We start from the raw sequence: 11,699 nt of genomic DNA, 5'->3' as shown, positions 1-11,699 counted from the left end.
CGGCAAGGTCAAGCGCGTCTACTACGGGTTCGTCTCCCTGGATTCCCCGCCGTTCTACGACCCCTGGTTCGCCAAGGCCCGCACCAGCGGCGCGATCGAGGCCCGGGAAATGGACGAGGGCATGCTGCGCTGCGGCCTGCAAGCCGCCTCGCAACGCCTGCCGTTCCTGCCGATTCGGGCCGGGCTGGGCAGCTCGGTCCCCGACTTTTGGGAGGGCGAGCTGCAGACCGTGACCAGCCCGTACCCCGCGCCGGAGGGCGGGCACGAGACGCTGATCGCCATGCCGGCGCTGCGCCTGGACGCGGCCTTCGTGCACCTCAATCTCGGTGACAGCCGCGGCAATGCGGCCTACACGGGGATCGATCCGTACTTCGACGACCTCTTCCTGATGGCCGCCGACAAGCGCTTCCTGTCGGTGGAGCGCGTCGTCTCCACCGAGGAGCTGGTCAAAGCCGTTCCCCCCCAGGCCCTGCTGGTGAATCGGATGATGGTCGACTCCGTCGTGGAGGCCCCCGGCGGCGCACACTTCACCACCGCGGCACCGGATTACGGTCGCGACGAGAAATTCCAGCGGCATTACGCCGAGGCCGCCTCGACCGAAGAGGGCTGGCAGAAGTTCGTCCAGACCTACCTGTCGGGCAGCGAGGACGATTACCAGGCGGCGGTCCGCGCATTCGCAGAGGAGGCGGCCAAATGAGCACCACCCGCGCCGAGGTGTGCGCGGTCGCGTGCGCCGAGCTATTCAGGAACTCGGGCGAAATCATGGTCAGCCCGATGACGAACATGGCCTCGGTCGGGGCGCGGCTGGCGCGATTGACTTTTTCACCGGACATCCTGCTGACCGACGGCGAGGCGCAACTGCTGGCGGACACCCCGGCCCTGGGCAAGACCGGACCCGTCGAGGGCTGGATGCCGTTCGGCCGGGTGTTCGAGACACTGGCCTGGGGCCGGCGGCACGTGGTGATGGGCGCCAATCAGGTTGACCGCTTTGGCAATCAGAACATCTCGGCGTTCGGCCCGCTGCAACACCCGACCCGCCAGATGTTCGGCCTGCGGGGAGCGCCCGGCAACGCGATCAACCACGCGACCAGTTACTGGGTGGGCAACCATTCGAAGCGGGTGTTCTGCGAGGCGGTCGACGTGATCTGCGGCATCGGCTGGGACAAGGTGGATCCGGACAACCCGGCGTTCCGCTTCGCCAACACCCACCGCGTCGTGTCCAACCTGGGGGTGTTCGACTTCGGCGGTCCGGACCACACCATGCGCGCGGTGTCCCTGCATCCCGGGGTCTCGCCCGACGACGTCCGCGAGGCCACGTCGTTCGAGGTGCACGGCGTGGACGAGGCGGAAGAGACCAGGCAGCCGACCGACGAGGAACTCCGGCTGATCCGCGAGGTCATCGATCCGAAGTCGCTGCGCGACAGGGAGATACGTTGAACAGGCTGCGTACGCCGCTGACCGAGCTGGTCGGTGTCGAGCACCCGGTGGTGCAAACCGGAATGGGCTGGGTGGCCGGCGCGCGACTGGTGGCCGCCACGGCCAACGCGGGCGGGCTGGGCATCCTGGCCTCGGCCACCATGACGCTGGACGAATTGGCGACGGCCATCGGCAAGGTCAAGGCCGCCACCGACAAGCCGTTCGGGGTGAACATCCGCGCCGACGCCGCGGACGCCGGCGACCGCGTCGATCTGATGATCCGCGAGGGCGTGAAGGTGGCGTCCTTCGCCCTGGCGCCCAAGCAGGAGCTGATCGCCCGGCTGAAAGAGGCGGGCGCGGTGGTGATTCCGTCGATCGGTGCCGCCAAGCACGCTAAAAAGGTGGCGGCCTGGGGCGCCGACGCGATGATCGTGCAGGGCGGCGAGGGTGGTGGACACACCGGGCCCGTGGCCACGACGCTGCTGCTGCCGTCGGTGCTGGATGCCGTGCAGGGCACCGGGATCCCCGTGATCGCCGCGGGGGGCTTCTTCGACGGGCGCGGGCTCGCGGCCGCGCTGAGCTACGGGGCGGCCGGCGTGGCGATGGGCACGCGCTTCCTGCTGACCTCGGACTCGACGGTGCCCGACGAGGTCAAGCGGCGCTACCTGGAGGCGGCGCTCGACGGCACGGTGGTCACCACGCGCGTCGACGGCATGCCGCACCGCGTGCTGCGCACCGGCCTGGTCGAGAGGCTCGAAAGCGGTTCACCGGTAAGGGGTCTCACCGCGGCCGTGCGCAACGCGGCAAAGTTCAAACACATGTCGCAGATGACCTGGCGGTCGATGATCCGCGACGGCCTGGCGATGCGCCACGGCAAGGAGCTGACCTGGTCCCAGGTGGTGATGGCGGCCAACACCCCGATGCTGCTGAAGGCCGGCCTGGTCGAAGGCAACACCGACGCCGGGGTGCTCGCCTCCGGACAGGTGGCCGGCATCCTGGAGGACCTGCCGTCATGCGCCGAGCTGATCGACTCGGTTGTGCGCGACGCGATCGCACACCTGAAGGCGGCGTCTGCGCTCGTCGAAGCGGGCGACTAAAGACCCTGGCCGCGGCCGCGACGCCACGTCACCCTGGAGGGATGATGACGCTGGCACCGGAAACCTGGCCGACCCCGCTCTTGAACGCGGTCCGAACCTCCAACAGATACCTGCTCAACCCGCTCATGCTGCGGCTGGCCGGCCGCAAGAACTGGTATGCAGCGGCGATAGAGCACACCGGACGGCGGTCGGGCAAGGCGTACACCACACCGGTCGTCGCCGAGCGCATCGACGACGGCTTCGTCATACCGCTGCCCTACGGCACAGACGTGGATTGGCTGCAAAACGTGCGCGCCGCGGGACGCGCGACCATCGCGTCCCAGGGCGAGACATATCCGGTGGTGCACCCCGAGATCATCGACGCGGCGGACGCCCTCCCCCTGCTATCGGCTTCCCGCCGCCGCACCTTCGAACGGGTCGGCATAGCGGGTTACCTCAGGGTCAAAGACCAGCCGGCGAACTGAACGGCGCCTCGACCGTACGCGCGCGGGTTAAGCTATGATCTGAATATCGGTGAAATGAAGCTATAATCTTCATATGGCTAGGGTGAAGACTATACCTTCAATGCGGGCGACGCTGATCGGCGACGTGGTGGGGTCCCGGCGTGCCGGCGACCGGCCGGCCCTGCATCGACGTGTCGCCTCCGCGCTGGGCCAGGTCGCGAACGGCGCCATCGACCCGCCGTCCTTCACCGTGGGGGATGAGTTCCAGGGCAGCTACCCCGCCCTGGGCGGTGCAATCGATGCGGCGTTGACCGTGCGGCTGTTACTTGCGCCCGAGGTCGACGTCCGCTTCGGGCTCGGATGGGGCGCGGTGACCGTCCTCGACGCCGACGCGGGAATCCAGGACGGGCCCGGGTGGTGGGCCGCGAGGGAGGCCATCCAGCAGACGGCGGAGGCGCAGCGGCAGCCCGGCTTCTCGCTGGTGCGCACGACATTTCGGGCGGCCGCGGAGACGCGCACCGACGTCGCCGCGGTCAACGCCGCCCTGATTTGTCGGGACCATCTGCTTGGATCGCTCGATGAGAGATCGTTGCGGATTGTGAGGGGATTGATGGCCGGCCGGACCAAAAGGGACCTCGCGGCCGCCGAGGGGATCAGCCCGTCGGCGGTCTCGCAGCGCTCGAGCCGTGACGGTTTGGATCTCATCGTCCTTGCCAGCCACTACCTGCGGGGTCTGCCGTGAGCGCCGTCGCCGTCCTGCTCACGGCGCTCGGCATCGCCGACCTGTGTCGGCGGGCGTTCCGCCCGATGTGGGTCTCGCTGGCGGTCGGACCCGCCGCGGTGGCGGTGTTCTTGGTGCTGGGCGCCCTGTGGCATGCCGGCGACATCCCGCTGCTCGTCCTGGCCGCCGCGTCGGTCGTCGCATGGGAAGGGCTCTGCGCGCGCAGCGAACGTAGCGGCGGCCACCAGGGCGCGCCGCTGGCGGTGTTCGCCGCAACGCTGGCGCTGTTGACGTTGCTGTCCGGATGGTCGTCGACGGTCAACGGCGGCATCGCGCGGTGGGTGAGCTGGGTGCACTTGCCGCTCGGCCATGTCACGCCCACTCGGCTGCTCATGGTTGTCGGCGTGGTGCTGGTGCAATTCGCGACCGCGAACCAGCTCGTGCGCCTGGTGCTCGGTTCCGTGGGAGCGGTACGGCCGGTCGGCGAACCGCAACCATCGGACAAGCTCAAGGGCGGGCGGCTGTTGGGCCCGATGGAACGGCTACTGATCTTGAGCCTGGGTGTCGGCGGGCAGGTGGCCGCCGCCAGCGCGGTCGTCGCCGCCAAGGGCATCATCCGGTTCCCGGAGTTGAACGCCCAGCAAGGCCGCAACGGCGACGTCGGGATCGACGAGGTGACCGAGTACTTCTTGGTCGGCAGCTTCACCAGTTGGCTGTTGGCCCTCGGCGGGATCGGCCTGGTGCTGGCGACCCCGTAATGTCGAACACCGCGCCGAATACCGGCTCGGCGCAATGGTTTACAGCCGCTCGATGATGGTGACGTTCGCGGTGCCCCCGCCCTCGCACATCGTCTGCAGGCCATAGCGGCCGCCGACGCGCTCGAGTTCGTTGAGCATGGTGGCGAACAGCTTGGCGCCGGTGGCGCCCAGTGGGTGACCGAGCGCGATCGCACCGCCGTTGGGGTTGACTTTCTCGGGGTCGGCCTTGATCTCCTTGAGCCAGGCCAGAACCACCGGAGCGAACGCCTCGTTGATCTCGACGGTGTCGATGTCGTCGATGGACAGCCCGGTCTTTTCCAGCGCGTAGCGGGTGGCCGGGATCGGACCGGTCAGCATGAACACCGGGTCGGCGGCGCGGGCGCTGATGTGGTGGATGCGGGCCCGCGGCGTCAGGTTGTGGTCCTTGACCGCCTGCTCGGAGGCCAGCAGCACCGCGCTCGCTCCGTCGGAGATCTGGCTGGCCATCGCCGCCGTCAACCGGCCGCCCTCGACGAGGGTCTTGAGGCCGGCCATCTTCTCCAGCGACGACTCGCGCGGACCCTCGTCCACCCGGAACGGCCCGGATTCCGTTTCGACGGTGATGATTTCGTTGTCGAAGTGACCGGCGCGGATCGCGGCGAACGCGCGCTCGTGGCTGGTCAGCGCGTAGCGCTCCATCTCCTCGCGCGACAGGTTCCACTTCTCGGCGATCAGCTCCGAGCCGCGGAACTGCGAGATCTCCTGGTCGCCGTAGCGGTGCAGCCACTGCTTGGATTCGTTGGTCGGCGAGGTGAACCCGAACTGCTCGCCGACCGTCATCGCCGACGAGATCGGGATCTGGCTCATGTTCTGCACGCCGCCGGCCACGATGAGGTCCGCGGTGCCGGCCATGATCGCCTGTGCGCCAAAGGAAATCGCCTGCTGGCTGGAGCCGCACTGCCGGTCCACGGTGACGCCGGGCACCTCCTCGGGATAGCCCGCGGCCAGCCACGAGAGCCGGGCGATGTTGCCCGCCTGCGCGCCGATGGCGTCGACGCAGCCGGCGATCACGTCCTCGACGGCGGCGGGGTCGACGTCGACCCGGTCGAGCAGTCCGCGCCATCCGAGCGCGCCGAGGTCGACGGGATGTATGCCGGACAGCGAGCCGCCCCGCTTGCCAACCGCGGTGCGCACAGCGTCAATGACGTACGCCTCAGCCATAGTTCAGTTCCCTTCCTTGGTAATTCCGCCAAGAACGATGGCGAGATATTGCTCGCCAACCTGGTTCGCGGTCAGCGGTCCGCCGGGCTGATACCAGCGCACCGACACCCAGGTGGTGTCACGAATGAAACGGTAGACGAGGTCGACGTTGAGGTCGGTCTGGAAGTAGCCCTCGTCGATGCCCTGGTTGATCACCTCGACCCACATCTTGCGTTGCTGCCGGTTCATGTCCTCGATGTAGGAGAACCGGGGTTGCGACAACAACCGTTGGGCTTCGTCCTGATAGATGACGACCTGCGCGTGCCGATGCTCGATGGCCTCGAACGACGCCATGAACAGCCCCTTGAGCCGCTCGAGCGGGTTGGCCTCGCTGTCCACGATCTCGCGGTAGCGGGCGAACAACCAGTCCAGGAAGCTGCGCAGCAGCTCGTCGACCATCTCCTCTTTGGAGGAGAAGTGGTGATAGAGGCTGCCGGACAGGATCCCGGCGCTGTCGGCGATGTCGCGCACGGTGGTGGCACGCAGGCCGCGCTCGGCGAACATCGTCGCGGCGAGGTCCAACAACTCGTCGCGGCGGCTGTTCGCCTGACCGGCAACTCGATCCACCCGGCCAGGATATCAACCAAGCGCTTGCTTGGCCAGCGATCCGATCACGGATGCTGACTGGACACCGAGATGACCTCGCCGGTGAGGTAGCTGGAGTAGTCGCTGGCCAGGAACGCGATGGTGGCGGCCACCTCCCACGGCTCGGCGGCCCGCCCGAACGCTTCGCCCGCGGACAGCCGGTCCAGCAGGTCGGCCGAGGTGGTCTTGTCGAGGAACTTGTGCCGGGCGATGCTCGGCGACACCGCGTTGATCCGCACCCCGTATTCGACCGCTTCGATTGCGCTGCAACGGGTCAAGGCCATCACCCCCGCCTTAGCGGCCGCGTAGTGCGACTGCGAGTGCTGTGCCCGCCAGCCCAAGACGCTTGCGTTGTTGACGATCACGCCCCCGTGCGCGGCCTCGCGGAAGTAGCGCAGCGCCGCCCGGGTGGCCCGGAACACCGACGACAGGGTGACGTCCAGGACGCGGTCCCACTCGTCGTCGGTCATGTCCACCACCGGGGTCTGACCGCCCAGCCCGGCGTTGTTGACCAGCACGTCGAGCCGGCCCATCCGGGCCGTTGTCGACGCGATCAGCGCGTCCACCTGCGCGGTGGACGTCACGTCGCACAGCACGCTCTCGACCCGGCCCAGGCCCAGCGCGGACAGCTCCTCGACGGTCTCCCCCAGCCGGCGCTCGTGGTGGTCGGACACCACGACGTCGGCACCCTCGGCCAGCGCCCGCTTCGCGGTCGCCGCGCCGATGCCGGTGCCCGCCGCCGCGGTGACGACGACGACCTTGCCCTGCAAAAGCCCATGCCCGGCAACCTCTTTCGGAGCTTCGGACAGGCTCATCCCTTTACCTCCCGGGGCAGGCCGAGCACGCGCTCGGCGATGATGTTGCGCTGGATCTCGTTGGATCCGCCGTAGATGGTGTCCGCGCGGGTGAACAGGAACAGTCGCTGCCATTCGTCGAATTCACCGTCGGACAGGGTCAGCCCCGGCTTGCCGATCACGTCCATCGCCAGCTCCCCCAGCGCGCGATGCCAATTGGCCCACAACAACTTCGACACGTTATCTTTCCCGGCGGCCTGGCCGCCTCCTTCGACGTCCATGGTGGCCAACGCGTAGCTGCGCATCGCGCGCAACCCGGTCCACGCGCGGGTCAGCCGCTCGCGGATGAAGGGGTCGTCGGCGGCGCCGTTGCGACGCGCCAGGTCGGCGAGGTTGGAAAGCTCACGGGCGTAGCGGATCTGCTGCCCAAGCGTCGACACCCCGCGCTCGAAGGTCAGCGTGCCCATCGCGACCCGCCAGCCGTCGCCGGGCTGGCCGACCACCAGGTTGGCGTCGGTGCGGGCGTCGTCGAAGAAGACCTCGTTGAACTCCGAGTCACCGGTGAGCTGGATGATCGGGCGCACCTGCACCCCGGGCTGATCCAACGGCACCAGCAGGTAGGAAAGCCCGGCGTGCCGCTTGGACCCCTTCTCCGTGCGGGCGACCACGAAACACCACTGCGCCCAGTGCGCCAACGAGGTCCACACCTTCTGGCCGTTGATCACCCACTGGTCGCCGTCCAGCTCGGCGGTGGTGGACACGTTGGCCAGGTCGCTGCCGGCGCCAGGTTCGGAATAGCCCTGGCACCACAGCTCGGTGACGTCGAGGATCTTGGGCAGGAACCGCTGCTGCTGCTCGGGCGTCCCGAAGGCGATCAGCGTCGGGCCGAGCAGCTCCTCGCCGAAGTGGTTGACCTTGTCCGGCGCGTCGGCTTTCGCGTACTCCTCATAGAACGCCACCCGGTGCGCGGTCGACAGCCCGCGGCCGCCGTGCTCGACGGGCCAGCCCAGGCAGGTGAGACCGGCCTTGGCGAGATGCTGGTTCCATGCCCGGCGCTCCTCGAACGCCTCATGTTCGCGCCCCGGTCCGCCAAGACCCTTGAGAGCTGCGAATTCGCCGACCAGATTGTCGGCGAGCCATCGGCGAACCTCCGCCCGGAACTCCTCGACGTCCTGCATGCCCTGTAGGCTAACCTACCAAGCACTTGCTTTGTCGGCTCGGTGACGATGCGCGCCGCGCAGCGGCGTGGGAGGAACCGGGCAATCCAGGTAGGAGCAGTCTCGATGACCGGCGATGTCCGCACGATTCCCGCGGCGCTGGACCGTTTTGCGAGTCGGTTTCCCGACCACGACGCGTTGATCACCGACGAGCGTTCGTTCACGGCCGCGGCCCTGCGCGACGAGGTTCGCCGGGCGGCCGCCGCGTTGATCGCCCTCGGCGTGCGGTCGGGCGACCGGGTGGCCATCTGGTCGCCCAACACCTGGCACTGGGTGGTCGCCTGCCTGGCCGTCCACCACGCCGGCGCGGCGATGGTGCCGCTGAACACCCGTTATACCGCCGAGGAAGCCGCCGACATCCTGGCCCGCACCGCGGCGCCCGTGCTGTTCGGGATGGGCACGTTCCTGGGCCACGATCGCGTCGCCGATCTGGATCGGGATGCCTTGCCCGCGCTGCGGCACGTCGTCCGGATTCCGGTCGAGGCCGACGATCCCGTTTCAGGGACGTGGGACGACTTCGTCACGCAGGGCACCGACCTCGAGTCTGTCGCCACCCGCGCCGCCGCCGTCACGCCCGAGGACGTCAGCGACATCCTGTTCACCTCGGGCACCACCGGCCGCAGCAAAGGGGTGCTGTGCGCGCACCGGCAGTCGTTGTCGGCATCGGCGTCGTGGGCGGCCAACGGCAAGATCACCAGCGACGACCGCTACCTGTGCATCAACCCGTTCTTCCACAACTTCGGCTACAAGGCGGGCATCCTGGCCTGTCTGCAGACCGGCGCGACGCTGATCCCGCACCTGACGTTCGACCCACTGCGCGCGCTGCAGGCGATCGAGCGGCACCGCATCACCGTGTTGCCGGGACCGCCCACCATTTACCAGACCCTGCTGGACCATCCGCAGCGCGGGGACTACGACCTGAGTTCGCTGCGGTTCGCGGTGACAGGGGCGGCCACCGTGCCCGTCGTGCTGGTGGAGCGCATGCAATCCGAACTCGACATCGACATCGTGCTGACGGCGTACGGCCTCACCGAGGCCAACGGGATGGGCACGATGTGCCGCGCCGACGACGACGCCGTCACCGTCGCCACCACCTGCGGGCGCCCGTTCGCCGACTTCGAATTGCGTATCGACTCAAGCGCTCCCGGCGAAGCGGGTGAGGTGCTGCTGCGCGGGCCGAACGTGATGCTGGGCTACCTCGATGACCCGGACGCCACGGCGGCGGCCATCGACGCCGACGGTTGGCTGCACACCGGTGACATCGGCGCCGTCGACGCGGCAGGCAATTTGCGCATCACCGACCGGCTCAAGGACATGTACATCTGCGGCGGCTTCAACGTGTACCCCGCCGAGGTCGAGCAGGTGCTCGCCCGGATGACGGGGATCGCCGACGCCGCGGTGATCGGCGTCCCCGACGAGCGCCTCGGCGAGGTCGGCCGGGCCTTCGTGGTGACCCGGCCCGGCGCCGACCTCGACGAACAATCCGTGATCGCTTACACCCGTGAACATTTGGCGAACTTCAAGGCACCGCGTTCGGTGCGGTTCGTCGACGCGTTGCCGCGCAATCCGGGCGGCAAGGTGGTCAAACCCCAACTGCGAGAGCTGGCCTGAATGGATCTGGAATTAGACGAGGAGACCCAGGCGTTTGCGGCCGAGGTCCGTGAGTTCTTGTCCGCCAACGCCGAGTCGATCCCGACGAAGTCCTACGACAACGCCGAAGGTTTCGCGCAGCACCGGCACTGGGACCGGGTGCTGTTCGATGCCGGGCTGTCGGTGATCACCTGGCCGAAGAAATACGGCGGCCGCGATGCGCCGCTGTTGCATTGGGTGGTGTTCGAGGAGGAGTACTTCCGCGCCGGCGCCCCGGGCCGGGCCAGCGCCAACGGCACCTCGATGCTGGCGCCCACGCTGTTCGCGCACGGCACTTCCGAGCAGCTGGACCGAATCCTGCCGAAAATGGCCAGCGGCGAACAGATCTGGGCGCAGGCGTGGTCGGAGCCGGAGTCCGGCAGCGACCTGGCCTCGCTGCGATCCACCGCGACCAAGACCGACGGCGGCTGGCTGCTCAACGGGCAGAAGATCTGGAGTTCGCGCGCGCCGTTCGCCGAGATGGGCTTCGGGCTGTTCCGGTCGGACCCGGAAGCCGAGCGGCACAACGGCCTGACGTACTTCATGTTCGACCTGAAGGCGAAGGGCGTCACCGTGCGGCCCATCGTGCAGCTGGGCGGCGATACCGGGTTCGGCGAGATCTTCCTCGACGACGTGTTCGTCCCCGACCACGACGTGATCGGCACCCCGAACGAGGGTTGGCGGGCGGCGATGAGCACCTCGAGCAACGAGCGGGGCATGTCGCTGCGCAGCCCGGCGCGATTCCTGGCGACCGCCGAGCGGCTGGTGCGACTGTGGCAGGACAGCGGCTCGCCCCCCGGGTTCGCAGACCGGGTGGCCGACGGCTGGATCAAGGCGCAGGCCTACCGGCTGCAGACCTTCGCCACGGTGACGCGGCTGGCCGACGGCGGTGAGCTGGGCGCCGAATCGTCGGTGACCAAGGTGTTCTGGTCCGACCTCGATGTTGACCTGCATCAGACCGCGCTGGACATCCTCGCCGCCGACGGCGAGCTCGCCGGCAGCTGGACGGATGGCCTGCTGTTCGCCCTGGGCGGCCCGATCTACGCCGGCACCAACGAGATTCAGCGCAACATCATCTCGGAGCGGCTGTTGGGCCTGCCCCGCGAGAAGTCCGGGGGCACGAAATGAAATTCGCGCTAGACGAGCAACAGCGCGACTTCGCGGCCAGCATCGACGCCGCGCTCGGCGCGGGCGACCTGCCCGGCGCGATCCGTGCCTGGTCCGCCGGCGACACCGCGCCCGGCCGCAAGGTGTGGGAGCGGCTGGCCGAACTGGGCGTCACCGCGCTGGCGGTTCCGGAGAAGTTCGACGGCATCGAGGCGCACCCGGTCGACCTGGTGGTCGCGCTGGAACGCCTGGGACGCTGGTGCGTGCCGGGGCCGGTGGCCGAATCCATCGCCGTGGCACCGGTTTTGCTCGCCTCGGACGAGCGGTGCGCGGCGCTGGCCTCCGGCGAGCTGGTAGCCACGGTCGCGTTGCCACCGCATGCGCCGCGCGCGGTGGACGCCGACTCGGCCGGGCTGGTGCTGCTGGCTACCGACGACGGTGTGAGCGAGGCCGCGCCCGGCGACCGGCACGAGTCGGTCGATCCGAGCCGGCCCGTCTACGACGTGACCGCCACCGGCCAATCCTGGCAGGCGGAGGTCCGGCGCGCCTTCGAGTTCGGCGCGCTGGCCACCGCCGCGCAGCTGGTCGGCGCCGCCGAGGCGCTGCTGCGGGACACCGTCGACTACGCCAAGCAGCGCGCCCAGTTCGGCCGGGTGATCGGTTCCTATCAGGCGATCAAGCACAAGCTCGCCG

General features: G+C 68.7%; 13 protein-coding genes. 9 read left to right on the top strand and 4 right to left on the bottom strand.

Annotated features, from left to right (window positions below; genetic code table 11):
* The 6 genes from ipdA to A5701_RS10065 all read left to right on the top strand — a co-directional run.
* Nucleotides 1-697 (top strand): cholesterol ring-cleaving hydrolase subunit IpdA (gene ipdA, locus A5701_RS10090; protein WP_067752004.1); only part of this gene is annotated, 697 nt, incomplete at its 5' end.
* Nucleotides 694-1,437, top strand: coding sequence for a cholesterol ring-cleaving hydrolase subunit IpdB (ipdB, locus tag A5701_RS10085; RefSeq protein ID WP_067752001.1), 744 nt, complete (start codon nucleotides 694-696; stop codon nucleotides 1,435-1,437). The genes ipdA and ipdB, both read left to right, overlap by 4 nt.
* Nucleotides 1,434-2,513, top strand: a complete 1,080-nt coding sequence (gene ipdC, locus A5701_RS10080; RefSeq protein ID WP_067751998.1) for a (3aS,4S,5R,7aS)-5-hydroxy-7a-methyl-1-oxo-octahydro-1H-indene-4-carboxyl-CoA dehydrogenase — start codon at nucleotides 1,434-1,436, stop codon at nucleotides 2,511-2,513. The genes ipdB and ipdC overlap by 4 nt, the downstream gene beginning before the upstream one ends.
* A 41-nt stretch (nucleotides 2,514-2,554) precedes the next feature.
* The gene (locus tag A5701_RS10075) at nucleotides 2,555-2,977 is read left to right on the top strand and encodes a nitroreductase family deazaflavin-dependent oxidoreductase (protein WP_082950384.1); all 423 of its coding nucleotides are present in this window, start codon (nucleotides 2,555-2,557) and stop codon (nucleotides 2,975-2,977) included.
* A gap of 73 nt (nucleotides 2,978-3,050) precedes the next feature.
* On the top strand, nucleotides 3,051-3,698 hold the full coding sequence (locus A5701_RS10070) for a SatD family protein (protein ID WP_067751996.1): 648 nt from the start codon (nucleotides 3,051-3,053) through the stop codon (nucleotides 3,696-3,698).
* Nucleotides 3,695-4,435, top strand: a complete 741-nt coding sequence (locus tag A5701_RS10065) for a hypothetical protein (protein ID WP_067751994.1) — start codon at nucleotides 3,695-3,697, stop codon at nucleotides 4,433-4,435. Before A5701_RS10070 ends, A5701_RS10065 begins: the two co-directional genes overlap by 4 nt.
* Before the next feature lie 39 nt (nucleotides 4,436-4,474).
* Here A5701_RS10065 and fadA6 read toward each other — a convergent pair whose 3' ends face one another.
* Genes fadA6 through ipdE1 form a run of 4 tightly spaced genes read right to left on the bottom strand, consistent with a single transcriptional unit; the run spans nucleotide 4,475 to nucleotide 8,231 of the window.
* A complete protein-coding gene (gene fadA6 / locus A5701_RS10060) occupies nucleotides 4,475-5,635 on the bottom strand; it encodes a steroid 3-ketoacyl-CoA thiolase FadA6 (RefSeq protein ID WP_067751992.1) in 1,161 nt (386 codons plus the stop codon).
* Between the two features lie 3 nt (nucleotides 5,636-5,638).
* A complete protein-coding gene (gene kstR2 / locus A5701_RS10055; protein WP_067751989.1) occupies nucleotides 5,639-6,241 on the bottom strand; it encodes a TetR family transcriptional regulator KstR2 in 603 nt (200 codons plus the stop codon).
* Nucleotides 6,242-6,285: 44 nt separating this feature from the next.
* Nucleotides 6,286-7,074 (bottom strand): (5R,7aS)-5-hydroxy-7a-methyl-1-oxo-2,3,5,6,7,7a-hexahydro-1H-indene-carboxyl-CoA reductase, encoded by a 789-nt coding sequence (gene ipdF, locus A5701_RS10050; protein WP_067751986.1) that lies wholly within the window; start codon nucleotides 7,072-7,074, stop codon nucleotides 6,286-6,288.
* Nucleotides 7,071-8,231, bottom strand: coding sequence for an acyl-CoA dehydrogenase IpdE1 (ipdE1, locus tag A5701_RS10045; protein ID WP_067751983.1), 1,161 nt, complete (start codon nucleotides 8,229-8,231; stop codon nucleotides 7,071-7,073). The genes ipdF and ipdE1 overlap by 4 nt, the downstream gene beginning before the upstream one ends.
* A gap of 105 nt (nucleotides 8,232-8,336) precedes the next feature.
* On the opposite strand from ipdE1, the gene fadD3 reads away from it, so the two are divergent.
* From fadD3 to A5701_RS10030, 3 genes are all read left to right on the top strand, one after another.
* Nucleotides 8,337-9,881 (top strand): 3-((3aS,4S,7aS)-7a-methyl-1,5-dioxo-octahydro-1H-inden-4-yl)propanoate--CoA ligase FadD3, encoded by a 1,545-nt coding sequence (gene fadD3 / locus A5701_RS10040; RefSeq protein ID WP_067751980.1) that lies wholly within the window; start codon nucleotides 8,337-8,339, stop codon nucleotides 9,879-9,881.
* On the top strand, nucleotides 9,882-11,027 hold the full coding sequence (locus A5701_RS10035) for an acyl-CoA dehydrogenase family protein (RefSeq protein ID WP_067751977.1): 1,146 nt from the start codon (nucleotides 9,882-9,884) through the stop codon (nucleotides 11,025-11,027).
* The coding region (locus tag A5701_RS10030; RefSeq protein ID WP_067751974.1) for an acyl-CoA dehydrogenase family protein at nucleotides 11,024-11,699 on the top strand (676 nt) is incomplete at its 3' end. The genes A5701_RS10035 and A5701_RS10030, both read left to right, overlap by 4 nt.

Source organism: Mycobacterium sp. E3305 (genome assembly GCF_001666785.1).
In the GTDB taxonomy this organism is placed as follows: Bacteria; Actinomycetota; Actinomycetes; order Mycobacteriales; family Mycobacteriaceae; genus Mycobacterium.
This window is presented reverse-complemented; position numbering and strand designations above follow the sequence as displayed.